Origin of the sequence: Vibrio sp. LQ2 (assembly GCF_023920125.1) — a bacterium.
GTDB lineage: Bacteria > Pseudomonadota > Gammaproteobacteria > Enterobacterales > Vibrionaceae > Vibrio > Vibrio fluvialis.
In genome coordinates this window covers 1,119,900-1,144,296 of sequence record NZ_CP085308.1, presented here as the reverse complement: position 1 = coordinate 1,144,296, position 24,397 = coordinate 1,119,900, and the positions used below count along the sequence as shown (strand labels likewise).

Sequence of the window (24,397 nt, the reverse complement as noted above, 5' to 3'; positions counted from 1 at the left end):
CGCCATGGGATGAGTATAAACCTAAGCACGGATAATTCAGAAATGAAACGACGTATCGAATGATGAGAATATGACAAGCCTCAAACTAAATTTCATAAAAATTACAGTTTTAAGCTCAGAATTCTCATCAAAAGGAATTCAAATGCGCCGTATTGATGTGTGAGTTACAGCAAAACGAAATAAATTTTCAGTTTGCTGTAACTTTATCCGATAGGTTTATGCCAGGATTTGTTTCGCCAAATGCTCGATTCTACCCATAAGATTTGGGGCTAAAGCGGCAATCTGGCGTTGTTCTTCAAGAACTGATTGAAGAATTTCATTGGTGGTCAGCGGGTTAGCTAACACAACCCGGAACACGATGGTGTCGAGTTTATTCCAACAGATCGGGTTGAGGCGAGTCCGGGAAACAAAGGATTTACCCGTTTCACGCTGCTTCTTCTGAATAAACTTAGTCAGTTCATTCAGCAGTTCATTTAACAGAACCTGATCGTCTGCATTTGCTTTTTCCAACGCTTGTCTAATGTGTGGTGGCAGATAGCGATAGGTCAGCAGGCACAGCTCCGGTTGAGAAACCAGCTCGAAATCATCCTGCTCCTGAATCAGATCAGCGAAGTAACGTGCTTTGGCGATACTCTGATCGATCAACAGTTCGTATCCGGCACGGCTGATAATGTGCATACTGGCGTAAACCAGCATCGCCATACCGGAGCGAGAGCCCTCCAGAGTGTGACTTCCGAGGTCCTTTGACCCTTTACGCAGAATATATTGTGCGTGATGCTCAATAGAGTTCATGGCGCTCGGATCTTTAAACAGCACCATGCCAGCGCCCATAGGGATGTACAACTGCTTATGGGCATCAATAGTGACGGAATCGGCGAGTTCTACACCATCGAGCAGATGGCGATGATGGTTCGACATCAGAGTTGCACCGCCCCATGCCGCATCGACATGGAAATGGCAGCCTTCCTGATGAGAAATTTCTGCCATGATGCGCAGCGGATCGACGTTACCCGTTTCTGTGGTGCCGGCTACACCGACAACGGCAAATGGTTTGATGTTGTTCGCTTTAAGCTCGGTGATTTTACGCTTGAGATCTTCCGGGCAGATGCGGTTGTTTTCGTCCGTTTTGACTGAAACCAAACCCTCCTGACCAATACCCAGTACGTCGGCGGCTTTTTTCAGTGAGTAGTGGCCGCGCTCGGAAACCAGAATCGCCAAGCCTTCATAGCCATAATGGCGCATGGCTTTGAACAGACCTTCTTTCTCCACGCCGTGGAAATCACCGTCGGCTTTCAGTGCGTTGTTACGGGCAACCCACAAGGCCGTAATGTTGGCGATAGTACCGCCGGAGCAGAAAGCCCCAAGTGAGTGCTCGGCGCTGTGCATCCATTGTTGGTAGAACGAATCTTGCTCACCGTAGATGAGACGATGCAACATGCCCAGAACCTGACGCTCCAGCGGAGTGAACGCTTTAGAGGTTTCGATTTTGACCAGATTCTGGTTGAGGGCAATCATGATTTTGGACAGCGGCATTAAAAAGTAAGGCAACGCCGATGTCATGTGACCGATAAAGCTGGGAGAGGCGGTATGCACCGACTGTGCTACCAGTGTATCAAGCAGATGCTGAGTATGGTCCGAGACAAATTCCGGCTCATCAGGAATGCGCGCATCAGAGAAATCTTTTTCAATCTCTTTCAACGGTTTTTCTTCTGCTACGATGTGTTCGCGCAGAAATTTGTTGAGGTTGCGTGAAAGCTCTTCTTCGATACGGGTCAGTGTTGAGTCTGGCCCTTCTGGCACGGTAAAGATGCGCAGCAGAGTTTCAAAGTTCGCATCCGCGATTTTGTGTTCAGATACCATACAGCGTCGTTATAATTTTTAATCTATCGTTTCAGGCGAGACAATCTAAACGAAAACGGGACCAAAGTCCCGCCTTAATTCGGATGGCCATGGAGAGCAACAGGGCAGAATATACAGAGATGTACCATGCCACCGAGTGTTATTGACACTCGATTTTTTCTGTTTTGGCGATCGCCTCGTTGTACTTGTTAAGTGCACCTTCAATTTGCTTTGGATGGCTTAGAAGTTCAGCAAATGCGGAGCGTAGCTCATAGTTCTTTTCGTGTGGCTTGGCTTGACGATCATCAAACGTCGTTTTGGCGATCTGGCCCAGTTCATCACTGCGTGACGCCAGCACTTTGATATCGTGTTGTTCCAGTTTCAGCCAAGCTTCGACAGGTTGCGCGGTGGCGACTTTTGAAGCGTCATGCTCTAAGTAGTAATGAACCGCTGCACGGCTCAGTTCAAAATGGTGTTGGCGACCTTCCAGGAACCATTGGCTCACGTCAGCCAATTCCGGGTATTTTTCCGTCGTCATTTTGGCAAGATCCGAGTACCACGCCAGTGAAGCATCAATGTAGGCATCGTATTTTTTCGCAAAACATTGATTGTCGGCTGCAGCCGCGGTCATTGAGGTAGCCGATAAGAGCATGGTGACAATAAAGCGTTTCATAATCGTTCCTTTTGCGACTTTTTTATCTTTACCCTGTGGGCAGGGTTTTATTGATTTCCAGTTGGGCTTTACTTAATGCGTATGAAACAAAATCGTCACACGCAAGGCGCACCATTTTAAAAGATGTGCAACGTTATTCCTGAGATCTAGCCTGCAAGAGACACAAAGAATAACATTAAAACGGGCACTAACAGGCTGAGAATGAACCCACTGACGATCGCAACTGGCACACAACGCACGCCACCAGTGGTCTGAATGACTGGCAAGGTGAAGTCCATGGCTGTCGCACCCGCGTAACCGATGGAGGTGCAAGGTTTGCGACTAATAAACATCGGGATCAGCACCAGAGAAATCAGCTCGCGCAGCAGCTCTATCATAAATGAAGCGCCGCCATAAACCGGACCAAACGCATCGCCCATCAGGATACCGGCCAAAGAGTACCAGCCAAAGCCAGATGCCATTGCCAGCCCTTTGTAGATGGGAATATCCAGAATCAATGCAGCAATGATGCCGCCAATCCAACTGGTGATCATCACCACTGCGGCGATCACCATGCCATGTTTGTTCAATAGGATTTGACCTAAGGTAAGACCGCTGTTGCGAAGCTGAATGCCAATAAAGAACAGCAACAGGAATAGAATCCATTCGCTTGCGGTATCGACCCACGAAAGGTCAAGACTGAAAACGACACCAACCAGCAAGCCACCACCGACCACTAAAATCAGTTTGACGGATTCAAGAGCCATACTAGAAAGAGGCAATTTAGTGTGACTGGTGTCGGTGGCAAGCGGAAGAAAACGGTCAACCAGAGGTAGAGCAAGCAGGTTGCAGGTGCCAAGCAGAACGAAAAATACGCCCGCGTATTTCAGGATCAGTTGCAGGTTGTCACCGAGGTTATCCAAAGCCGCCAGACTGAGTCCCATGAGAAAAAGGATCACATAGACCAGTGATGAGGTAGCTTGGTTAAGTTTGGCGAGCCAGTTTTTATTGTGAATAGAGAACAGATACCCCACCACAAGTGGGGCAAAGATAAACAACATCCCTGATAACATACATTCCTCGAAAAGTGATTTAGAAACCGCTGGCGTTAATTACTGCACTGAGTTGGGTTTTGAATTCCACATCACTGAGATTGCTGAGATTGTAGAGGACTTCTGCGCCGGCCGCGTTGATTTCAACGTCGTGCTCTTCTATCGCATCGTCTTGTTTTCTAAACATAAGTAGATGATGTGCAATCCGTGCCACATCAAGGTAGCTGACTTCCTGGCAATGTTCTACTAATTCTTCGTTACAAGCCACTTCAAGGAAATCTTCGTCAAATCCCCAATGTTTGAGGACCAGTTTACTGGTGCTGGAACAGCTGGACTGGAAGATTTGCAACGCGATGTCTTGATCGAGGTAGTTGCCGTTTTCGAGGTAGAGATAATATTCATTGACCAGACAGAACAAACCGATGTCAGCCAGCAGGCCAACCAACAGAGCTTTGTCCTGCTCAAGGTGAAGGTAGTTATCGGGTTCAAGCTTTTTGAACGACTGAGCGACTAACACCATGGTCGCTCCCAACTCGCGTGAGACAGAAGCACTGTTGACCAAGATCTTGTTGCACTCTTTGCTCAGATTGATTGAGTGCTTGAGTTGTTCGATGGCTTGTGCTGTGACAATGTCACGTACACGAACGATGCCTAGACGAGACACGGCAGTGAGCAGATCGGTACAGGTAATATTACGGCGGTTAAACACCACGGAGTTCGCGACGCGAATAACAATGGCCGCCAGGCCGGGATCATCAGTTAGGCAGTCAGCGACATCGGAGACGCCAGTTGACTCTTGGGTACACAGTTTCTGAATTTTCAGCACGACATCAGGAATCGGCGGCAGAGAAATCTTGCCGGTACTGATGGAGGATTTAACCAACTGGGCAAACTCACTTTCTAGCCCTTCAATGAGTTTGTGTCGGTTTTCCGGAAGCCAATAAAAAGCTAAGTGATTCATTGTTTATCATTGTTAGTTTTAGTCCTGTTCATTCTACCGATCGCTAATTAATAGAAGCAACTATAAACCGGAAGAAAGCGGCAATTTCTTTACATTTCGATGATCTGTGAGACATTTTGCGTGCTTATTCTGTTCGAAAAGCCAACAAAGATGATGGCCTTGTGACACTTCTCTCATTCTAGACAAATATTCGATACGTTGATGTGAATTAAGTCCGGACTTATTTCGTTTCGTTAACTATGATATATGAAACATATAGGTAAGCGTGTAGTACATATAAAAAGCTTACTAATTAACCTATTCATTTTATTCGCTAAAAATTTGCTGCTATCTGGTGATCTGTCTTAATCGGGGAATGTGATTAAAGGATCAATGGATATGTTTGAGCATAGATTTTTCGATTATGTAATTAAGTTTGGTACCTACCAAAAACGTTCTATGTTTGGTGGTATTGGGTTGTTCCAGCAAGACGCGATGTATGCGCTGCTGACAGAAGATTGCATTTTCATTCGCGGCGGCGAAGATCTCGATGAAGTTTTGACGAATCTTGGCTGTGATAAGTACCGTCATGTGAAGAAGCAGACAACGGCCACCGTTAATTACTACGATATTACGCAGTTATTTGAACAGAACCACTCTGAATTGGACTCCATTATTGAACGTTCAATACTGTATTCTATCGAGCAGCGCTCTTTTCAGAAATCCCAGGCGAACCGTCGTTTGAGGGATTTACCGAATATGCAGTTGACGCTGGAACGAATGGTAAAGAAAGCGGGCGTTGACGATGTGGAAACATTCATGCGTCTGGGTGCGCCGGATGTGTTTAACAAAGTTCGCCGCATTTATGGCAGCGATCTGGATGTGAAGTTATTGTGGAAGTTTGCCGGAGCGATTGAAGGTATTCACTGGAAATTGCTGCAAGAGCCGCGTAAGCGCCAATTGCTCGATATCTGTCACGGTCGTTAAAAAGTATGTGACAAAGAGCGCTGAGACAAGGAAGTACAGAGCTCAATAAAAAACCGAGGCTATGACCTCGGTTTTTTTGTGTTCGTTTCTCTGCTTAGTATTTGAAACGAGCAGTAAACATCAGTTGGTCGCCGTAGGTATCGTTGATGCGGGCTTCGGCACCCAAAGAGAACAGTTCAGTTGAGTGGAAACGTGCGTAAACTGAGCCGATCCAGTTGTCGTCGTTGTCGATCGAAACGTAACCCGCTTTACCGCCAACTTCCAGCTGTGGACCTAACCACTGGCGCACACCCAGATTCAGTTCCATACCAGTATCTGCGCTGCCATTGTTTTTCTTATCTTGCAGGTGGAATAGCATTTCACCTGTAAAGTCTGCCCAGTTGTTAACCGGCGCGTGGAAACCAAAACCCGCCGCCGCGTCGTAGTCGCTCTCAAACTCAGAGTCAACACGTGCAATCACGTGAGCGTTAGGGTGAATAGATTTACTGACTGCAGCACCATAGGTCACAGGGCTTGCACCGATGCGCGCTTCAATGTAGTCGTAGCTGAAGTTGCTCATCACGGATGGGCTGTTACGGTCAACTTCAGCCATTGATTGTGCTGAAGCAAGAAGAAGTGCTGTTGCAATGATTGTTTTACGCATAGTCACGATAAACCTATATCTTTATGATTAATTCCATGGTCGAAAGCGGAATATCCGCTAGGACGTAAAGCCTTGAAAGATAACCAGGCTTCAAAAGTGTCGACATCATAATTCATAGGTGCAGTCTGGCTCCACCAAAAAATGTCATTGTTTTGTCGTCTAAGTAAATATTAAGCAATTAAGATGCCAAATATATGAACTCTTTGTGATTTCCTCTGCGTTTGCTTATTCACCGAAACTGATTCGTTTGGCAGAAATCGCATTGAGGATCTTTTCGGCGTCGAGTACCTGAATCCACGGCATCAGTTCCGCTTCGTTGTCGATAATGTACTGCGTGAGCTGGTCTTTGATCGTTTGGCGCAACTGGTCGCCATGCCACGGCTTAGCCACGTAAAAATGCAGGCTGGCATGATTGATGGCTTCGACGGTATCCTCCAGACCGGCTTGACCCGTCAACAGAATTTTGCGTGTTTTGGCGGTATCTTCGTCGTCGTTTAATTCAATCAGAAAACTGATCCCCGTTTGTTCTGGCATGATGTGGTCACACAAAATCAGCGCCAGAGGAATGTCCTGCTGGCGATAATCTTCAATGACTTCTTTGGCTTCTGCTACAGATTCCGCAGCCTCAATCACGAAGTGTTCTTCAAAACAATCGAGATCCTGAACCACGCTATCGAGCACTTCTCTTTCATCATCGACACATAAAATCATGTACTTATTCATGTCATTTTCCTTATCGCATGATTTAGCGAGGTGAGAGCGGTAACCAAACGCTCATGGTGGTGTAATGGCCAAGCTCACTGTCGACGTCAATCCACCCCTGATGTTGCAGCACTATCTGCTGGCAAACTGACAAACCAATGCCCAGTCCGAAGTTGCCTTCCCGCTTGGTGGTGTAGTTGAGGGCAAAAACCTGATTTTTGAGCTCATCCGGTATGCCACAGCCATTATCGGTGAAGCTTATGACAGCATAGGTTTGATCATTTTTCTCCTCCATTCGTGTGCGAATGTGAAGTATGCCGCGTTCAGGGAACGCATCGATGGCGTTAGAAATTAAATTGGTCCACACCTGTTGCAGCGCAATTGGCAGACAGCGAAGCGGCGGAATATCGGCGTACTCTTTTTCAACACTGTGCATCTTGAGCCGGTTTTCGAAGATGACCAGAGTGTCTTCAATCCCTTCATGAATATCGACCTGATGAAAAGTTTCGTCATCCGGGCGGGCATAGCCTTTGAGGCTTTTCACCATGTCGGCAATGCGCTGCGCGCATACGTTGATGGAGCGTAAATTGCTGCCGGCAAGATGGTAACATTCCAGCTTATCTACCTGTACTAATGCGTCATCGGGATGGCTTCTTGCAAGATCGATCAGCGTCTGATCGTTTTCGAGGCCAAGTTTTACCAGCTTTTTGGCCAGTAAACGGTGGTGTGTTTTCTCTTCCAATTGTTTAGCGCGAGCGCGCTCTTCGGACGTCGACAGTGGTTTTACCTGTAAAGCATTACGCAGCAGCGCGGCGCCTTGTGAGTCGCGAGAATGGGCCACGTTGCAGCCGTCGACAATCGATTCGATGTTACGACTTAAGGTTTCTGTGCCGCGTAGGATGGCGGCGACCGGGTTATTGAGTTCATGAGCTACGCCTGCGACCAACTGGCCAAGCATCGCCATCTTCTCACGTTCGATCAGCTGTTGATGCGCCAGTTCGAGCGATTCAAGCGTTTTTTGCAACTGGAGTTTGGTGTTGATACTGCGTTGTAGGCGGCGGTTGAAGTGACGTAACAGCAAGTTAGTGAACAGGGGTAATAAACTGCTGTCGGAGTGCATCACCTTGGCAAAAACATCACGATCGAGTTTAATCACTTCGGTCTTGGTCAGAGTAATGGCGGTTGAGAACGAAGGCTCACCTGTGACAAACGACATGCCTCCGACGATATTACCTTTTTTATGCCGAACCACTTCACGTTGCTGGCCGAGATCATCTTTTTTATACAGCGCAACTTCACCTTCAGTGATAAACCATAAAAAGCGGTTCTCTTCGCCTTCCTTAGTCAGCAGATGTTCCGCAGAATAGGTACGACACGCTCGGGTCTCATCCTCTTTTTCAAAAAATTGGTACAAGGCGCCAATGACTTGTTCGGCCAGTTCGGCGTCGGACAGACGATGGTAATCCGTGATAAAGCCTTCGCGGAAAGAGCGCATCTTGTTATCGATATGAGCACGCAAAATGCGCTGTTGATCGAGCAGGGTACTGTAACTCAGGATGTTGTCTTTATCCTGTTCCAGAATGTAAGTAGTCAGCTCCTGTTGCACGGTTTTGCGCAGCACGTTGTCTTGCAAAGGTTTAGTCAGACAATAATCGAGACGACCTTCGTTGACGGCATTCAGAATCGCCTGAATGTCCTGTCCGCAACTGATCAGCACTTTGCGCGCATTGCGTGTGTGCGGCAGCTTATCGAGGTGAATTAAGAAGTCTGCGCCGTTAAACGCTTCATGATGACTGGCGACGACCAGAGCCACGGTCTGACCTTGCTCTTCGAGAAATTCTAAAGCCTGCTGAGCATCTTCTACAGAATCCGCAGTATGCAGGTCAAACTTGGCGGCAAACGCACTCAGCTCGTGGCGCCATTGTTCCACGCTGATGGGATTGTTGTCTAAACAGAGCAAAGCGTATCGATTCACGGCAGTCTCGTCGGTTACGGGTCGGCATCGATACTGTAACAAGCTTTGCCAGATGGAATTGGGAGCTAGGTTTGAAGACACTAAACTTTGACTAAGTAGGTATCAATACTCTGATTTAACTCAGTCTTTTCTCATTAATACCTGACATTACGCATTTATACTCGTGTCACTTGAGCTCATTGAAATAACTACGGTAGACTGAGCCAAACAATCAGGAAATCCTTTTATTATGAAAACTATTAAACGAATCGGTGCAGTTGGTGGCGCAATATCATTGGCACTTTGCTGGCCTTTGGCTGTCGGTCAAATCGGTCAGAACGTGATCACAGATGGTGTGAATCACATCGACAACGATAAGGTTAAAGCGGAAGTGGTCAGTTACGATCGTGGCTACCTGACTTCAACGGTCCAAACCCGTTATTCCATCGTAGATCCGGCCATTAAGCTCCAAATGGAAGCGGAAGGTATACCGACCGAAGTTGTGATGAACAGCGAAGTGCATCATGGTCTGCTGAGCCTGACTGCGGTCTCAACGTTCCCGGATTACCCGGATTTCCCCATGGTGATCAACAGTACCACCCGCTTAAACGGCAACACGGAGTACACAGCACAAACGGAAACCTGGCACTATGCCAACAACGGCGAGAATCCATTCACGCTGTCTGTAACACCGATGGTGTTTAAGGGCACGGCGACGACGCTGGGCGAACTGACTTACTCTGCGTCGATTCCATCCATTGATATGGATTTCCCGACGGGTGAAAAAGTGCAGATGAACAATTTGGTGGGCGAAGGTCAGGGCATACAACAAAACGGTTTCTGGATTGGTCAGCAAAAAATGACCATGGAGCAACTGAATACTCAAGATACGGCAGGTGAATCGCCATTCAGTGCGAAACAGGCATCGTACGAATTCACCTCAACATTGGATGAGTCGAAACAGCGTTTTAGCAGCCAACATATTATCAAGATCGGTGAGTTGGTGAATGAAAGTGGCAAAGTTAACGACGTGCAAATCGATTTCACTTTGGGTGATGTCGACAGCCAGTCGTTTGCCAAACTTTCCGACATCTATCAGGAGAATCCTGATATGTCCCAACAGGCGATTTCTGAAGCGCTGCCTTACGTGGACACCCTGTTCGCAAAAGGTTTCAAAGTCAGCATGAACAAAATGGCGCTGAAAGTGGGTGAGGGTGAATTCGACTCTAACTGGTCGTTTGCCATTCCAGAAGGCACTAAAGACGTGCTGCAGGACCCGAGCGTGATTTTATCGGCGTTGACTGGCAATCTGGACACTTTTGTCTCAACTCAGCTAGCGGCTGACTATCCGTTTGTTCAACAAGGTGTTGACGAACTGGTCATGATGGAAATGGCGACTCAGAACGAAAAAGGTTACCAGTTAAAAGCGGATGTGAAAGACGGAAATCTCGTTTTTGCCAATGGTCAACAGGTCCCGCTGGTGGCATTGCTGGTACCGTTAATGATGCAACAAGGTTACTAATCTGCTGATTTAATCGGTTATTAAAGAAAAGAGGTCTTAAGACCTCTTTTCTCGCTTTTTATCCTGATAAAAAAGTGGTATTAATCACACTAATTTTCGATAGCAGGAGCAAGGAACACATGGAGCCGAATACGGACACTGTTTTTAACTTTAGTGCTGGTCCAGCAGCGTTGCCAAAAGCAGTGATGCAAAAAGCACAGGCTGAATTTGTTAACTGGAACGATCTGGGCGTTTCAGTGATGGAAATCAGTCACCGTAGCAAACCTTTCATTCAAGTTGCTGAAGAAGCGGAACAGGATTTACGCGATCTTCTCAACATTCCAGATAACTACAAAGTGCTGTTCTGCCAAGGCGGTGCGCGTGCACAATTTGCGGCGGTTCCACTGAACCTACTGGGTGACAAAACTCAGGCGACCTACATCGACGCAGGTTACTGGGCGGCAAGTGCAGTGAAAGAAGCGAAAAAATACTGCAAACCGGCGGTATTTGACGCGAAAATCGAAAAAGACGGCAAAACGGCTGTCCTGCCTGCCAGCGAATGGGAAATTGACGCGGACTCCGCTTACGTTCACTTCTGTCCAAACGAAACTATCGACGGTATCGAAATTAACGACCTGCCTGTGACTGACAAACCGATCGTTGCTGACATGTCTTCTACCATTCTTTCGCGCGAAATCGACGTATCGAAATACGGCGTGATTTACGCGGGTGCTCAGAAAAACATCGGCCCTGCAGGTATCTGTATTGCGATCGTGCGTGATGATCTGTTGGGCTTAGCCAATGACGTTCTACCCAGCATTCTGAACTACAAACTGCTGGCGGAACAGGATTCGATGTTCAACACGCCACCAACGTTTGCTTGGTATCTGTCTGGCCTGGTGTTCAAATGGCTGAAAGAGCAGGGCGGTGTTAAAGCGATTGAAAAGATCAACCGTGAAAAAGCGGCGCTGCTGTACGGTTACATCGATTCTTCAGACTTCTACCGTAACGAAATTCACTCTAACAACCGTTCACTGATGAACGTTCCGTTCCAGCTGGCAAAACCAGAACTGGATGGTACTTTCCTGGAACTGGCTGAAGCGCGTGGACTGACTTCTCTGAAAGGTCACCGCGTCGTGGGTGGTATGCGTGCTTCTATCTACAACGCAATGCCGCTGGAAGGCGTTCAGGCGTTGGTTGATTTCATGAAAGAGTTCGAAGCTCAGTACGCGTAATTGCCAGAGCTTGCTTGCAAGCTTGAACGCACATTTTAAAAAGCTCAGTGGTCACACTGGGCTTTTTTTGTTTCCGTTGCTCAGGGGCCTTGAGCACAGCGATAAAAAAACCGCCATTGCTGGCGGTTTCTACATGGTTATCAGACTCGTTGGCTGCTGCGACCCTGCGCTTTACCTTTTCCGGCCGGACGGGAACGGTTTTGACCCTGAACCGCACTGGTATTGGGGCGGCCATTGCCACTCGGTTTACCGTTCTGGCCTGACTTTGCCTGATTGCCCGCAGGTCTGCCGTTAGCTCCCGGCTTCGACTGACCGCCTGGTTTGCTGTTGCCCTGACGCTGACCGACTGGTTTGTCGCCACGCAGTGCATCAAAGCCCGGTTGTAACATCGTATGCTTGGTCGCAAAACGGTTAGAGCCGTGACGGCCTGATTTACGACGCTGTGCCGGTGTCAGTTTCTCACCATCCTCCGACGGAACCAGACAACCTGGTTTGTCGCCGATCAGGTGCTTTTTACCCATGTTGATCAGCGCTTCACGGATCAGTGGCCAGTTGGCTGGATCGTGGTAGCGCAGCAGTGCTTTGTGCAGACGACGCTGACGCTCACCTTTTGGCACCGCCACATCTTCACGTTTTTTGTACTTCACGCGTTTCAGCGGGTTCACTTCTGAGTGATACATCGCCGTCGCGTTACACATTGGCGAAGGGTAGAAGTTTTGTACCTGGTCACACTCGTAGTTGTTCTTCTTCAGCCACAGCGCCAGGTTGAGCATGTCTTCGTCTTTTGTGCCCGGGTGCGCGGAGATGAAGTACGGGATCAGGTACTGTTTCTTACCCGCTTCTGCGCTGTATTTTTCAAACAGCTCTTTGAAGCGATCGTACGTTCCCATGCCCGGTTTCATCATCAGATCCAGTGGCGATTTCTCGGTATGTTCCGGTGCAATCTTCAGATAACCACCTACGTGGTGCGTGACCAGTTCTTTGATGTATTCCGGAGACTCAATCGCCAGATCGTAACGCACGCCTGAAGCGATCATGATCTTCTTAATGCCGTCGACTTTACGCGCTTCGCGATACAGGTCGATGGTGTGCTTATGATCGGTATTGAGCTTGTGACAGATACCCGGGAACACACACGACGGACGGCGACAGTTCGCTTCCGCTTTTGGATCCGAACAGCCAAGGCGGTACATGTTGGCCGTAGGGCCACCCAAATCCGAAATGGTGCCGGTAAAGCCCGGAACCTTGTCACGAATCTCTTTCAGTTCGTTAATGATCGACTCTTTCGAACGGTTCTGAATGATGCGGCCTTCGTGTTCGGTGATCGAACAGAAAGAACAGCCACCAAAGCAGCCGCGCATGATGTTGACCGATGTCTTGATCATGTCGTAAGCCGGAATTTTCGCTTTGCCATACATTGGGTGCGGAACACGCGCGTATGGTAAGTCGAACACGAAATCCATCTCTTCTGTCGAGAGTGGGATCGGTGCCTGGTTTACCCACAGTTCACGGTTGCCATGGCTCTGTAGCAGCGCGCGGCCAGAATATGGGTTGGTTTCCAGGTGCAGCACGCGGCTGGCGTGTGCGTAAAGAATACGGTCGTTTTGCAGTTTCTCGTAAGAAGGCAGACGCACGGCGGTCGTCTTGGCATCGTGGCGAGAAGGGCGAATGGTGATCGGTTTGGCTTCGGCTTCTTCTTTTTTGCCGGTCTCGCACTGCGTTTCCACTTCATACGGGTTGGTTGGTACGAACGGCGTGCTTGGTTTATCAATACGCGAAGAGTCGATAATGGTGTAGCCTTCCGGAGCAGCAGGCAGGTTGACTGCAGTGCCGCGCACGTTAGTCATGTCGCTGATGTTTTCTCCATTGGCCAGGCGATGCGCGACTTCGACCAGTGCACGCTCTGCGTTACCAAACAGCAGGATATCCGCTTTGGCATCAAACAGGACCGAGCGACGAACTTTATCTGACCAGTAGTCGTAATGCGCGACGCGTCGCAGGCTGGCTTCAATACCACCCAAAACGATTGGCACATCTTTGTACGCTTCGCGACAACGTTGTGAATACACCAGAGTGGCACGATCCGGACGTTTACCGCCTTCATTGTTTGGCGTGTAAGCATCATCGTGACGCAGCTTTTTGTCCGCCGTGTAACGGTTGATCATCGAGTCCATGTTCCCGGCCGTTACGCCAAAGAACAGGTTTGGTTTACCCAGCGTGGTAAAGGCGTCTTTGCTGCTCCATTCTGGCTGCGCAATGATGCCCACGCGGAAACCCTGCGATTCCAGCAAACGGCCAATGATCGCCATACCGAAGCTCGGATGATCGACATACGCATCGCCAGTGACGATGATGATGTCACAGCTGTCCCAACCCAGCGCCTGCATCTCTTTACGCGATGTCGGCAGGAATGGGGCAGTGCCAAAACACTCGGCCCAGTATTTCTTGTATTCGTTAATCTTTGGTGTATTCATAAGTTTAAAAACTTGCTCACTTTACTAAAGGGGCTGAGTGGCGTTCTGACCATTATTATGTGGTCACAGGGCAAAAGCCTGGCCTCTGTTGTGCGGTCTTCCACTCAACGCCCGACATTCTTGCGCGCTAGAGTCTTCCTGATCTTCATCACTCAGGTTCGCCTCACGCTCATCGCTTCCCGCTGGCGTTATTTACGCGTATTACGAGCGTCCAACCTCCGTTTTCCGCTCCGCTTTGTTCGGCTTAGATTGCGCCTAATATCGCGTATTAAGGCCTCTGTGCGGCCTTAATACCTGCAGTAATACTAGGTGAAAAAAGCAGCCAAACAAAATAGCGGTGGAGTGTATCACGTTCTCGGCAGAGTCGCTCAATTTCTGTGACGGATAACTAAAAACTTTACATTGTGGGTGATAGGACGATGAAGTTGCTTTTCAAGGCGATGGCGCCAATAAAAAAGCCACCGCAAATGCGATGGCTTTTTAGCAAGCGTTATGACTTAAAACCGGGTGGCGAATTAGCCAATCAGGCCTTGTTTCGCCAGGTACTCATCGTACGTACCGTGGAAGTCGTTCACACCATCTTTGGTGATTTCGATAATGCGAGTCGCAATCGATGATACGAACTGACGGTCGTGAGAAACAAACAGCAGCGTGCCTTTGTAGTTTTCCAGAGCCAGGTTCAGTGCTTCGATCGATTCCATGTCCATGTGGTTGGTTGGTTCGTCCATCAGCAGGATGTTTGGTTTTTGCATGATCAGCTTACCAAACAGCATACGACCTTGCTCACCACCAGAAATCACTTTGACCGATTTCTTGATGTCGTTTTGTGAGAACAGCATACGACCCAGAATACCGCGTACGGTTTGCTCGTCTTCGCCTTCGTTTTTCCACTGGCTCATCCAGTCCAGCAACGACATGTCTTCCGCGAAATCATGTGCGTGGTCCTGAGCGTAGAAACCGATGTTGTTGTTTTCAGACCATTTGATCATGCCCGCCATCGGTTCCATCACACCCGCCAGAGTGTTCAGCGTGGTGGATTTACCGATACCGTTCTCACCGATGATCGCGATGCGTTCACCCACTTCAACCATCAGGTTGACGTTGTTGATCAGAATGTTCTCGCCGTAACCCTGTTTTAAACCTTCCACTTCCAGCGCGTTACGGAACAGTTCTTTCTTCTGATCGAAACGGATGAATGGTGACTGACGGCTTGACGGTTTCACTTCTTCCAGTTGGATTTTATCCAGCTGTTTCTGACGAGAAGTCGCCTGTTTCGCTTTTGATGCGTTCGCAGAGAATCGGCTTACGAAGGTTTGCAGCTCAGCAATTTGAGCTTTCTTCTTCGCGTTGTCGGCATGCAGACGGTCACGCGCTTGTTCAGCCGCGATCATGTATTCGTCGTAGTTACCGTGGAACAGACGCAGTTCACCGTAATCCAGATCCGCCATGTGCGTACATACGGTATTCAGGAAGTGACGGTCGTGCGAGATGATGATCATGGTGCAGTTACGCGCCAGCAACGTTTGCTCCAGCCATGCGATAGTGTGCATGTCCAGGTTGTTGGTGGGTTCGTCGAGCAGCATGATTTCTGGTTCTGCGAACAGCACCTGCGCCAGCAACACACGCAGTTTCAGACCCGGTGCGAGCTCGCTCATCAGGCTGAAATGTTGTGCTTCAGGAATACCCAAGCCCAGCAGCAGTTCACCCGCGCGCGCTTCGGCGGAGTAGCCGTCCATTTCTGCGAATTCAGTTTCCAGATCGCCAACACGCATGCCGTCTTCGTCGGTCATTTCTGGCAGAGCGTAAATGCGGTCACGTTCTTCTTTGACCTTCCACAACTCTTTGTGACCCATGATAACTGTGTCCACCACCGTGAACTCTTCAAACGCGAACTGATCCTGACCCAGTTTAGCCATACGCTCGTTTGGATCGGTCGAAACAGAACCTGCCGATGGCTCCAGCTCGCCGCTGAGAATTTTCATAAATGTGGATTTACCACAACCGTTGGCACCAATCAGGCCGTAACGGTTGCCATTACCAAATTTAATCGAGATGTTTTCAAACAATGGCTTATCGCCAAATTGCATGGTGATGTTTGCAGTCGTTAACACAAGGCATTCCAAGTTGTTGGTCTACCCGTTCTGACTTGAAGTGACAGTGCCTCTGCGCTGAAGTGGCAGAGGAGCAGGCTTCGAAGTCGATTGGGTACAGTAAATAAGTAAAAAGTTGGCCAAGGCCAACTTTCAAAGCTGCGCGATAGTAACAGTTTTTGTGATTAACATCACCCATGATCGTTCAACTTGATGCGAATCGGCCTGTAAGCCCGGTATTTACTGCATTCTGCGCCTTGGATTATTGCGTTGCGTCCTGTGTTATCAGCGTTGCCGCGGTAGCACAGTGAGTACGCGAATCACAAACTGGTGTAACTCTTTCATGTAGTTTTCCAGAAACGCTTTGGTTCGCTCAGCGGTGACATTGTTATCGTCGTCTATCATGCCATCGTGATATTGCAGATACGCTTCAACGGTATTCATCAGCGGTGAATTACAAAAACAGAGCACACTGCGCAATTGGCTCTGCGCAACCGCTGTACCGATAGCACCGGGTGAAGTGCCGATAACGCCGGAAGGCTTGCTGGCAAACGAGTTCTGCCCCCAGGGACGGCTTGCCCAGTCAATGGCATTTTTCAGCCCGCCGGGAATGGAGCGGTTGAACTCCGGCGTAACAAACAGCAGGCCATCGCAATCGGCGATCGCCTGTTTGAACGCTTTTGCTACCTCAGGAAAGTCTGCGTCGTAATCTTGGCTGTATAGCGGTAGATCCTTGATGGGGATTTCCACCAGTTCTAACTCCGGTGGGGCGAGTTTGGCCAGCGCATGAGCCAGCTTACGGTTGATGGAGGTAGATGACAAACTCCCGACGAAATAGCCGATTTTGTACTTGGTCATATCAAGCTCCTGGTTTTTCCTTGCCCACAAGCTGTTTTGGGAATGGCAAAGGAAAGGTCAATAAAACGCGTTGTAAAATCCGCTGTTGGGGGCTGATATAAAACGACTTCGGCCGTCACAAACAGGCAGATCACCGCCCCTAAGTCTAGTGCACGCTAAGAGCGGCCACCAATTCAGCGCCGCCCTTTTAATCTGTCAAACAGCTTTGCCGTTAGCGATTAGGCATCGCCGTCCAGTGTATTTGTTTACCATCACTCAGCGTTGCCAGCACCGATTGCGCCTTGATGGTTACGCCATGATGATTTCGCGAATGCGGTGAAAAATTGGCAATGATGGTGGAGCCATCGCTAAAGGTCGTTTGTTGCAACTGGCCGACATCATCCAACCATTGAAAGTCCGTCAATGCCTGATTCCATAGCTGCTGGTGGATCGGAGAAAATCCTTGCTGGTAATGCTTTAGCGCCTTGATTCTCTGGCTTGATGGCGACAACGCTTCATCCCGAGTCAGGTGCACCATCGGCGGCGTGTTGTAGAGCATGCTGGTTAAATCGCGTTCTGCCTGCACATTACTGAATTTAAGGCTGTCGCTGTGCCAGTGATGGCTGTTGATCACCTCGTCGTGAAAAACGGTTTGATACAGCGGAACCCGATACTGCGGGCTAAACAGCAGAGTTTTGTATGGCTCTTTAACTGCTGCTGATTTAAAGAAGAAATCCGGTTTGTGATTCGGATACCAACGGCCGAGAAAATAGGGTGAGCGGGTATCGCGCTTCATCTCATTATCCTGCCAACCAAAGCCGATGGTTTCTAGGCCGTGAGCAAAACTGATGCCTTGTGTGGTGAGGCTGTTGCCATCTTCCGACCCCAGAACCAGGCCTTGCTGCTCGCTTATCCACAGCATGCGCTGATTAAACGCACTAAGCATGGCGTTTTCACTGGTTGCATCGCGATAATCCTCGCGGGCCATGGCGGTGGCATCCACATCGAGAAACAGACTGTTGAAGTGGCCGTAGCGGATAATATCGAGCACGCGCTGCTGCACATACGCTAAGTGACAGTTTGGATTGAGGTAGTTACCTTGGCCACGAAAGCCTGGCTGCTTTTCGCCACTGGCTCGTTCGATGGCGCATTGCTCGCGCATTTCGCCGGGCAACTGCGCGGTGAGCCAACTGTCGTTCACGCCAAGGGGAATAGCGGTGTTGTACGAATCGTAAGTGGCCACTAAATAGCCCGCCTTTTTAGCCTGCTCAACAGCGTCGGGTTGATAGAAGGCCGGCATCCAGTTGTCAAAACCGAGCCATAACTGTGTCAGCCCGGCAGATTGCAAGGTGTTGACCATTTCTGATGTTAACGCTTGACCCCAGCGCTCAGGCGCTGAGAGGTAGCGCGCCGCGGCGGAGGCGAGCCAACGCTTTTGCTTTTGAGCCGCATCAAACTGTGCTGCAATTGTGTTGTTGCTCAGGGTCGGCGGGGAAGCGGCGAATCGCGCTGCCAGCGAATTGTTCAATGCATCGACCAGCAATTGTTGATGGTAGCGGCTGAATCCGTCTCGCCTTGCTTTCAGAGCTTGCAGTTCTTTACGGCTGGCAGGATCGACAGATAACGTAGAGGCATTGAGATACCAGTCGTTCAGCCCCCACCAGTCGCGTACATCTTGTGTGCTCAGCAAACCTTGCCCGAACAGATATACCTGACTGGCACCAATCAAGCGGGAAATAGCGGGGTTGCGCGCCACTTGTTGTTGCAATGGTGTCGATTGCTGATGCTGTTTGCGCCACTGGCGATAGGCTTTCGCACCATCAAGCGCATGTTTGCCGAGCGACAAGCGAACCTGAAACGGATCATGCTGATTCAGAACAGTGAACTGATGATCAGCCTGCATGTCGAGACGTTCATCTGCTTGGGAGAAGGTCAGCGTATTGTTGGTGGCGCTAAGCAACTGCACCGAAACAAAATTCGCTCCCTGCTGCGCAGTCCAGAACGGCATTTTGAGATCCTGAGTCGTGTTGGCTCCGGAATAGTTGTCGATCAGAAAGTCGCTCCAGGTGCGGTTGTCTGTCGGAATGCGCATCCCTTCGCTAAATGGCAGTAACAGGGCATCGGTGTCGCGCTGCGGCAGATCAAACCAGCGCAAGGTGACGGGATGATTACGCGTGATCCGCGGCTGAGCCGCGGGAGCGAAACTCAGTTCTAGTCCATCGCGATCGAGTGTGGCCGAGACGTTGATCTGGCTTGGCCGGAGCTGCCAACGCGCTGACCGAGCGCTGGTGGCCTCAATGTTTGAAGCCTGCTGCGGCTGCTGGTTAACGCTTAGCGCCGCGCTGTTGACGTGAATTCCGTTCCAGAGGATCGCGAGGTTGTCGGGTGAAATTTGAATCTGCTGCTGGTCACTATTGAGCGTGACAGGGGCGGCATGCACGGAGAGTGTCAGCGCCATCAGTGAAAGTGGAGCCCAAGAGAGCAATGGATGAGTCATAGTGAATTCCTGTGTCAATGAATGTCACTATTACAGCCAGAGTGACACTGACGATTGTCACCGCATTGTCTCTATTGGTGCAGCTATGGCTCCTGCGGTAACGGGATGGCTATCCTCTGCACGTACTCCACCTTTACGCCATGCTGATATTCGAACTGTGTTGCTACTGCGCTGAGGTGCCTGGCCGTTAAGGGAGTTTGCCCAGTGCCGGGCAGTGACGTTTGTGTTGAGGTGATGACGGTCGATAGCTTGACCATGTCATACTGCTCATCCAGCCACAGCCAGTTTGCTACGGGGTCTGCGCATCCTGCAACGGTCTCAGGCAGACTCAGTGACAGGGTATGAGTCTGCACGTTCACACTCAACCAAGGTTGTGAATCATCGACCGAGACAACCAAAGGGTAGCGATTGGTGCCGAGCTTAAGCTGATAGAGCCCAAACGGTGGCGGAGTGAGCATTTCGCTGGTTTCGATTTCCTGATAGTCGGCGCTCGGGGCCAGTTGGCCTGCAAGCAACAACTCTCCCGAAGGGGCCACAAGTTCAACGGGCGAGGAAAAGGGGACGGAGTCTGCGGTCAGTTTGATCTGATACCCCTGAGAGGCTACACCTGAGCGACGAATGAAACTGACGCTGACGCCAGATGCGACGTGTACTGGCTCTGCGCGCAACGCTTTACCACAACGAGTCTGCGTTAAGATGGCTTGTTTCGCCGCATACCAGTACCGGGGATCGAGCTGCTGTTCGCCGAGTGCAATCTGCAACTCTTGCCACGCCAGATTGGGCTGGTGTTCAGCCAGTGCCAAATAGGTTTTTTGCAATGGTGAGTCTGGAAACCAGCCCGCCTCAACATGGCACGATAGCCCCAATGCGACGGGAAATAGCAAACGCAGGTAATTCATTCCGGTGCCTCATTGAGTCGGTAGCCAACACCGCGATAAGTTTCGATATTGAGTTGCGGCAGTTTCTGCCTTAAACGCAGAATGTGGTTGTCAATCGTGCGGGTGCTGGGAAAAGCTTCATAGCCCCACACTTTGTTGAGCAGTTCGTCGCGATGAAAAACCCGGCCCGGATTCTGCGCCAGCAACACCAGAAGCTGAAATTCTTTTGGCTTGAGCACAACGGCTTGCCCGTTTGTCATCACCTCTCGTTTGGCGAGTTCAATGTGGATCTCGCCATATTGCAGGGAACTGGTGCCGAGCGGTCTGAGCTGACTGATCACCCTCGCCACTAACTCTTCATGTGCAAACGGCTTGGTCACATAATCTTTGGCCCCAGCCATTAATCCGGCCACTTTCTCCTCGGTTTCCACTTTGGCAGTCAGCATGATAACCGGCAGTGCTTTGCGCTGTAGCCATTGCGGCAGATGCCGGAGTGAATCCCCGTCATTCAGTTGGCGATCAAGGATCACTAAATCGGCCTTGTACCACAAAGTCTCTACCTGACGGGCTTCCTGAACCCACAAGCACTGATACCCTTGTGACTCGAACAGCGTCACCAGTCCCTGACCAAGCAGCGTATCATCTTCAATCAACAGTAGGGTGTTCATAACGGCAGCTCCAGAATACAGCGGGTGGGATGGCGAAGAAGGCGCAGTCTGCCACCCATCATCGACATCAGATGAGCCACGATGCTCAGCCCGATGCCCATGTTGTTGGTGTCCGATTGCGGCTGAAAGCGGCGCAGCCAGCGCGTGAGCGACGAAGGAAACTCACCGCCATCGCGAACTTCAATCCTGAGCGTCTCCGCCACTTCGGCCTTAAGTGATATCGGCCCTTTGCCATGTTGACGAGCGTTGTTGATCAGGTTGTCGAGACAGATAGTCAGCCAGTAAAAAGGCAGCGCCAGCTCACGATCGTCATTCAGTTGATAACTCAATCCGTGTTTCTCTGCGATGTGGCTCAGCCAGTCATCCAGCGACGCCGTCTGTTTAAGCAGTGGCTCTGAGCGGCGGGCACTCAGGTAGACTTTGCTGTTTTCTGTCAGTTGGGTGAGACGCTGATGATCGGACATCAGACGCCACACGGTATCCTGAGTGTTTGGCGACAATTGATCAAACTGCTCGCGGAACAGCTCGACAGTCAGCCCCAGGCTGGTGATCGGCGTGCGTAATTCGTGCGTGAGCAGTTGCAGCACAAAGCGTTTTTCGCGGCTGTGCTGACGACGTGTATAGAGTGATTTGACGAGCAGAAAAGTGACGGCTGCGATGAGCGCACTGACCAACAGAGTAAGCCATCGGGCGCTCGCCTCAATGGGCGCTATACACAGGTTGCTGTAACGAAACGTGCAGTTTTGCGCGTGCAGATCAAGCTTCAACTGATTAGCAAGGGGCAGCCAGTGCGCGGCGTCGATCGTTTTCCAACCCTGCTCACCACTGAGCCAGAGCGTGTTGCCCTCCAGCCAGGCGCGATAACCATTGAGCAGACTATCCCGCCCCTGAGAAGACAGGCCCGCGAGCGGAGCATGCAAAGGGTGCTGTTTATGACCAATCGTCAGATAACGTGCCAGTGCGGAACCGGGTACCAAGGTCGGGTAATGCGCCAGATAGCGATCGGCGTAACTGCCTCCGGCTGGGTGGAGCGGTTCGTGGTTGGCGAACCAGTGATGACTCAGCGGTTGGTTGTTGCACAGTGCCAGTTCAAACTCTACCGCTGTCGCAAGGCGAGCGCGCTGTTTAGCTGGGTGCTGACAAGTTTTCGCCACCTGATACAACTGCTCAATATCCTGCCAACTGAAGCGGCGAAAATCGGGGTAACGGGCACTCTCCAACAGTACTTCGAGCGGTGAATCACTCAGTTGTGACTGAGTGACGCTCAAGGGTTGGGATTGCCAGCTTTGCTGATAAAACTGTTGCCATTGTTCTTGCACACTCTGAGCCTGTGTGGCGCAAGGGAGCAGCAGAACAAAACAGATTGCCAGCGAAAATGGGCGCATTGCAGACTCGTCTAAAGCGTGAAATTGCTGAGATTGTAGTGCGAAATGCCGCTGTTTTGTAACCGCAATGTCAACATCGGGGTGTGGAATGCGCCAACGCCGCAGTATTACAGGCGTTGACGTTTTGGCATGCAGATTTAGTGCGAACGCTTTGCCATCGGATGGCTGTCGTTCATTTGCAGCAGATCCCACAGATTGCCATACAGATCTTCAAACACCGCGACGGTTCCGTAATCGGCTTCGGCCGGCGGGCGGACAAAGTGAATCCCATCTTCGACCATACGATGGTAGTCGCGCCAGAAATCATCGGTATTCAAAAACAGAAATACGCGACCGCCAGTCTGGTTGCCGATAAAAGGCTTTTGCTCCGGTTTGGATGCCTTGGCCAGCAGCAGAGTAACGCCCTGTGAACCCGGCGGAGAGACCACCACCCAACGTTTATCCTGCTCAGGTTGATACGTGTCTTCAACCAGTTCAAATTTGAGTTTATTGATGTAGAAATCCAGCGCTTCATCATAATCGTGCACGACGATACTGATGTGAATGATCGACTGTTTCATGCTGTTCCCTTGTTGGAGGTTTTCGATGGGAGATTAGGTCACACACCTTAACGCAAATCAGGCAAAAAGACACTGCCCTCAAGAGTCAGGTTCTCTCCGTTATTGAAAGGAAAGTGTGAGCCAAGCCGATTACATCTCGGCTTGGTTTGTTAGGATGGAGAACGCAGTTTGGTGATGAAAGGAAACGCAATGAAAACCATCGGAATGATTGGTGGCATGAGCTGGGAATCGACGCTCAGCTACTACAAGGCGATCAATGAAGGCGTTAAAGCGGAGTTGGGCGGGCTGAATTCGGCGCAAATCTGCCTGTACAGCGTCAACTTTGAGCCGATTGAAAAACTGCAACATGAAGGGAAATGGGATGAAACCGCGCAGCTGCTTGCTCAGGCGGCAAAGTCGGTCGAAGCGGGTGGCGCAGATTTTCTGCTGATTTGTACTAACACCATGCACAAAGTCGCGCCAGAGATTGAGGCGCAGATTTCGATTCCGATTCTGCACATTGCGGATGCGACGGCGAAACAGCTGCAACAAGATGGTATTGAGCGCGTCGGACTGCTCGGCACCCGCTTTACGATGGAGCAGGAGTTTTACAAAGGACGGCTGCAACAGCAGTTTGGTATTGATGTGTTGATCCCTGATGCAGAACAACGGCAGCAGGTGCACCGTGTGATATATGAAGAGTTGTGTCTGGGCACAATTCGACCGGAGTCCCGTGCGCAGTATGTTGAGATTGTGGAAGATCTCCACCGACGTGGCGCTCAGGCGGTGATTCTGGGGTGTACGGAAATTGCGTTGCTGATTCAGCAGCACGATACCGACGTGCCGTTGTACGATACGACGAAAATTCATGCCGAGCAGGCGGTGCAGCTTGCCTTAACTTAAGGAAGAGTAACGATGAGTGACTATTGTGGAAAGTGCCGCCAGTTTACCCGCAAAGAGGGCGGGCAAGCGGATATTTGTGGCGCCTGGGAGCAGCCGACACAGGCAAAGCGGGCTGCATGTGGCTTTTTCATGCCGCGTAAACCCAAACGGGGCACTCAGCAACAGGCTTGCCAATCCACGGGAGGTGCACAATGACCTCTCGTTATCATGCCAGTTGCCTGTGTCAGCAAGTGACGTTCAGCGTTGCCGGTTTTGAGCCGCTGGTGGCGCATTGCCACTGCACCATGTGCCGCAAATTTCACGGCGCGGCATTTGGTACTCTGGCGGCGACGCAAGACCTACAGTGGCTGAGTGGTCACTCGCTGCTTAAAGAATTTACTGCCGCCAATGGTACCGTGCGTACTTTCTGCTCGGAATGCGGGTCGAGTATTGGTTTTCGCAGCAAGGGGGTTGCCCCGGAGCAGATGGAAGTCGCGCTGGGCCTGTTTGATCAACCCATTCCTGTCTCGCCAGACACCCATATTTACACTCACTACAAAGCCAATTGGTACACGATCGAAGATTCGCTGCCGCAAAAAGGCGAGGGGCGCCGCTCCTGAGTGTCACTCTCATCTCAAAGCG

21 protein-coding genes are annotated in these 24,397 nt (G+C 50.2%); 6 read left to right on the top strand and 15 right to left on the bottom strand.

Annotation, left to right across the window (positions count from 1 at the left end; translation table 11 throughout):
* Nucleotides 1–216 precede the first annotated feature (216 nt).
* The 4 genes from panP to LGV68_RS05380 all read right to left on the bottom strand — a co-directional run bounded on the left by panP (nucleotide 217) and on the right by LGV68_RS05380 (nucleotide 4,504).
* The gene (gene panP, locus LGV68_RS05395) at nucleotides 217–1,860 is read right to left on the bottom strand and encodes a pyridoxal-dependent aspartate 1-decarboxylase PanP (protein WP_075988691.1); all 1,644 of its coding nucleotides are present in this window, start codon (nucleotides 1,858–1,860) and stop codon (nucleotides 217–219) included.
* A 139-nt stretch (nucleotides 1,861–1,999) separates the two neighbouring features.
* Nucleotides 2,000–2,512 carry a hypothetical protein gene (locus LGV68_RS05390; protein WP_158146710.1) on the bottom strand — a complete coding sequence of 171 codons (513 nt, stop codon included), beginning with the start codon at nucleotides 2,510–2,512 and terminating at the stop codon, nucleotides 2,000–2,002.
* 146 nt (nucleotides 2,513–2,658) lie between these two features.
* Nucleotides 2,659–3,564 (bottom strand): lysine exporter LysO family protein, encoded by a 906-nt coding sequence (locus LGV68_RS05385; RefSeq protein WP_020327715.1) that lies wholly within the window; start codon nucleotides 3,562–3,564, stop codon nucleotides 2,659–2,661.
* A gap of 19 nt (nucleotides 3,565–3,583) precedes the next feature.
* Nucleotides 3,584–4,504, bottom strand: coding sequence for an HDOD domain-containing protein (locus tag LGV68_RS05380; RefSeq protein ID WP_020327714.1), 921 nt, complete (start codon nucleotides 4,502–4,504; stop codon nucleotides 3,584–3,586).
* A gap of 372 nt (nucleotides 4,505–4,876) precedes the next feature.
* Here LGV68_RS05380 and LGV68_RS05375 point away from each other — a divergent pair, with 372 nt between their 5' ends.
* A complete protein-coding gene (locus LGV68_RS05375) occupies nucleotides 4,877–5,470 on the top strand; it encodes a TfoX/Sxy family DNA transformation protein (protein WP_024374700.1) in 594 nt (197 codons plus the stop codon).
* A gap of 94 nt (nucleotides 5,471–5,564) precedes the next feature.
* Here the strand turns inward: LGV68_RS05375 and LGV68_RS05370 are convergent, their stop codons facing one another.
* The 3 genes from LGV68_RS05370 to LGV68_RS05360 form a co-directional block, all read right to left on the bottom strand.
* Nucleotides 5,565–6,113, bottom strand: a complete 549-nt coding sequence (locus LGV68_RS05370; protein ID WP_020327712.1) for a hypothetical protein — start codon at nucleotides 6,111–6,113, stop codon at nucleotides 5,565–5,567.
* Nucleotides 6,114–6,338: 225 nt separating this feature from the next.
* Nucleotides 6,339–6,836, bottom strand: coding sequence for a response regulator (locus tag LGV68_RS05365; RefSeq protein ID WP_020327711.1), 498 nt, complete (start codon nucleotides 6,834–6,836; stop codon nucleotides 6,339–6,341).
* Nucleotides 6,837–6,858: 22 nt separating this feature from the next.
* Nucleotides 6,859–8,790: an ATP-binding protein gene (locus LGV68_RS05360; RefSeq protein WP_024373560.1), complete on the bottom strand. Its 1,932-nt coding sequence runs from the start codon at nucleotides 8,788–8,790 to the stop codon at nucleotides 6,859–6,861.
* A 229-nt stretch (nucleotides 8,791–9,019) separates the two neighbouring features.
* Between LGV68_RS05360 and LGV68_RS05355 the strand changes: the two genes are divergently transcribed.
* The gene (locus tag LGV68_RS05355; RefSeq protein WP_222734384.1) at nucleotides 9,020–10,291 is read left to right on the top strand and encodes a DUF945 family protein; all 1,272 of its coding nucleotides are present in this window, start codon (nucleotides 9,020–9,022) and stop codon (nucleotides 10,289–10,291) included.
* A 119-nt stretch (nucleotides 10,292–10,410) separates the two neighbouring features.
* Complete coding sequence (gene serC / locus LGV68_RS05350) at nucleotides 10,411–11,505, top strand: 3-phosphoserine/phosphohydroxythreonine transaminase (protein ID WP_252536362.1); 1,095 nt, start codon at nucleotides 10,411–10,413, stop codon at nucleotides 11,503–11,505.
* A gap of 140 nt (nucleotides 11,506–11,645) precedes the next feature.
* Here the strand turns inward: serC and LGV68_RS05345 are convergent, their stop codons facing one another.
* The 8 genes from LGV68_RS05345 to LGV68_RS05310 all read right to left on the bottom strand — a co-directional run bounded on the left by LGV68_RS05345 (nucleotide 11,646) and on the right by LGV68_RS05310 (nucleotide 22,894).
* Nucleotides 11,646–13,979 (bottom strand): YgiQ family radical SAM protein, encoded by a 2,334-nt coding sequence (locus LGV68_RS05345; protein ID WP_252536361.1) that lies wholly within the window; start codon nucleotides 13,977–13,979, stop codon nucleotides 11,646–11,648.
* 515 nt (nucleotides 13,980–14,494) lie between these two features.
* Nucleotides 14,495–16,090 (bottom strand): ABC-F family ATPase, encoded by a 1,596-nt coding sequence (locus tag LGV68_RS05340; RefSeq protein WP_020431592.1) that lies wholly within the window; start codon nucleotides 16,088–16,090, stop codon nucleotides 14,495–14,497.
* A 264-nt stretch (nucleotides 16,091–16,354) separates the two neighbouring features.
* Nucleotides 16,355–16,927 (bottom strand): NADPH-dependent FMN reductase, encoded by a 573-nt coding sequence (locus tag LGV68_RS05335; protein ID WP_020327705.1) that lies wholly within the window; start codon nucleotides 16,925–16,927, stop codon nucleotides 16,355–16,357.
* Nucleotides 16,928–17,138: 211 nt separating this feature from the next.
* Nucleotides 17,139–19,403, bottom strand: coding sequence for a glycoside hydrolase (locus tag LGV68_RS05330; protein WP_252536360.1), 2,265 nt, complete (start codon nucleotides 19,401–19,403; stop codon nucleotides 17,139–17,141).
* Between the two features lie 83 nt (nucleotides 19,404–19,486).
* Entirely contained in the window at nucleotides 19,487–20,302 is an 816-nt protein-coding gene (locus LGV68_RS05325) for a DUF2861 family protein (protein ID WP_252536359.1), read from the bottom strand.
* The gene (locus LGV68_RS05320) at nucleotides 20,299–20,949 is read right to left on the bottom strand and encodes a response regulator transcription factor (RefSeq protein ID WP_024373565.1); all 651 of its coding nucleotides are present in this window, start codon (nucleotides 20,947–20,949) and stop codon (nucleotides 20,299–20,301) included. Before LGV68_RS05320 ends, LGV68_RS05325 begins: the two co-directional genes overlap by 4 nt.
* Nucleotides 20,946–22,334: a DUF3404 domain-containing protein gene (locus LGV68_RS05315; RefSeq protein WP_252536358.1), complete on the bottom strand. Its 1,389-nt coding sequence runs from the start codon at nucleotides 22,332–22,334 to the stop codon at nucleotides 20,946–20,948. Before LGV68_RS05315 ends, LGV68_RS05320 begins: the two co-directional genes overlap by 4 nt.
* Nucleotides 22,335–22,471: 137 nt before the next feature.
* Nucleotides 22,472–22,894, bottom strand: a complete 423-nt coding sequence (locus LGV68_RS05310; RefSeq protein WP_020327700.1) for a VOC family protein — start codon at nucleotides 22,892–22,894, stop codon at nucleotides 22,472–22,474.
* A gap of 189 nt (nucleotides 22,895–23,083) precedes the next feature.
* Between LGV68_RS05310 and LGV68_RS05305 the strand changes: the two genes are divergently transcribed.
* From LGV68_RS05305 to LGV68_RS05295, 3 genes are read left to right on the top strand one after another with little or no spacing between them, the layout of a single operon-like run.
* The gene (locus tag LGV68_RS05305; RefSeq protein ID WP_100268617.1) at nucleotides 23,084–23,776 is read left to right on the top strand and encodes an aspartate/glutamate racemase family protein; all 693 of its coding nucleotides are present in this window, start codon (nucleotides 23,084–23,086) and stop codon (nucleotides 23,774–23,776) included.
* 12 nt (nucleotides 23,777–23,788) lie between these two features.
* Complete coding sequence (locus LGV68_RS05300; RefSeq protein ID WP_222763640.1) at nucleotides 23,789–23,971, top strand: hypothetical protein; 183 nt, start codon at nucleotides 23,789–23,791, stop codon at nucleotides 23,969–23,971.
* The gene (locus LGV68_RS05295) at nucleotides 23,968–24,375 is read left to right on the top strand and encodes a GFA family protein (RefSeq protein ID WP_020327698.1); all 408 of its coding nucleotides are present in this window, start codon (nucleotides 23,968–23,970) and stop codon (nucleotides 24,373–24,375) included. The genes LGV68_RS05300 and LGV68_RS05295 overlap by 4 nt, the downstream gene beginning before the upstream one ends.
* The last annotated feature ends 22 nt before the right edge of the window (nucleotides 24,376–24,397 follow it).

Excerpts from the sequence above, each read along its gene's own strand:
- panP (WP_075988691.1), bottom strand. The coding sequence starts at position 1,860 with ATGGTATCTGAACACAAAATCGCGGATGCGAACTTTGAAACTCTGCTG.
- LGV68_RS05390 (WP_158146710.1), bottom strand. The coding sequence starts at position 2,512 with ATGAAACGCTTTATTGTCACCATGCTCTTATCGGCTACCTCAATGACC.
- LGV68_RS05385 (WP_020327715.1), bottom strand. The coding sequence starts at position 3,564 with ATGTTATCAGGGATGTTGTTTATCTTTGCCCCACTTGTGGTGGGGTAT.
- LGV68_RS05380 (WP_020327714.1), bottom strand. The coding sequence starts at position 4,504 with ATGAATCACTTAGCTTTTTATTGGCTTCCGGAAAACCGACACAAACTC.
- LGV68_RS05375 (WP_024374700.1), top strand. The coding sequence starts at position 4,877 with ATGGATATGTTTGAGCATAGATTTTTCGATTATGTAATTAAGTTTGGT.
- LGV68_RS05370 (WP_020327712.1), bottom strand. The coding sequence starts at position 6,113 with ATGCGTAAAACAATCATTGCAACAGCACTTCTTCTTGCTTCAGCACAA.
- LGV68_RS05365 (WP_020327711.1), bottom strand. The coding sequence starts at position 6,836 with ATGAATAAGTACATGATTTTATGTGTCGATGATGAAAGAGAAGTGCTC.
- LGV68_RS05355 (WP_222734384.1), top strand. The coding sequence starts at position 9,020 with ATGAAAACTATTAAACGAATCGGTGCAGTTGGTGGCGCAATATCATTG.
- serC (WP_252536362.1), top strand. The coding sequence starts at position 10,411 with ATGGAGCCGAATACGGACACTGTTTTTAACTTTAGTGCTGGTCCAGCA.
- LGV68_RS05345 (WP_252536361.1), bottom strand. The coding sequence starts at position 13,979 with ATGAATACACCAAAGATTAACGAATACAAGAAATACTGGGCCGAGTGT.
- LGV68_RS05335 (WP_020327705.1), bottom strand. The coding sequence starts at position 16,927 with ATGACCAAGTACAAAATCGGCTATTTCGTCGGGAGTTTGTCATCTACC.
- LGV68_RS05330 (WP_252536360.1), bottom strand. The coding sequence starts at position 19,403 with ATGACTCATCCATTGCTCTCTTGGGCTCCACTTTCACTGATGGCGCTG.
- LGV68_RS05325 (WP_252536359.1), bottom strand. The coding sequence starts at position 20,302 with ATGAATTACCTGCGTTTGCTATTTCCCGTCGCATTGGGGCTATCGTGC.
- LGV68_RS05320 (WP_024373565.1), bottom strand. The coding sequence starts at position 20,949 with ATGAACACCCTACTGTTGATTGAAGATGATACGCTGCTTGGTCAGGGA.
- LGV68_RS05315 (WP_252536358.1), bottom strand. The coding sequence starts at position 22,334 with ATGCGCCCATTTTCGCTGGCAATCTGTTTTGTTCTGCTGCTCCCTTGC.
- LGV68_RS05310 (WP_020327700.1), bottom strand. The coding sequence starts at position 22,894 with ATGAAACAGTCGATCATTCACATCAGTATCGTCGTGCACGATTATGAT.
- LGV68_RS05305 (WP_100268617.1), top strand. The coding sequence starts at position 23,084 with ATGAAAACCATCGGAATGATTGGTGGCATGAGCTGGGAATCGACGCTC.
- LGV68_RS05300 (WP_222763640.1), top strand. The coding sequence starts at position 23,789 with ATGAGTGACTATTGTGGAAAGTGCCGCCAGTTTACCCGCAAAGAGGGC.
- LGV68_RS05295 (WP_020327698.1), top strand. The coding sequence starts at position 23,968 with ATGACCTCTCGTTATCATGCCAGTTGCCTGTGTCAGCAAGTGACGTTC.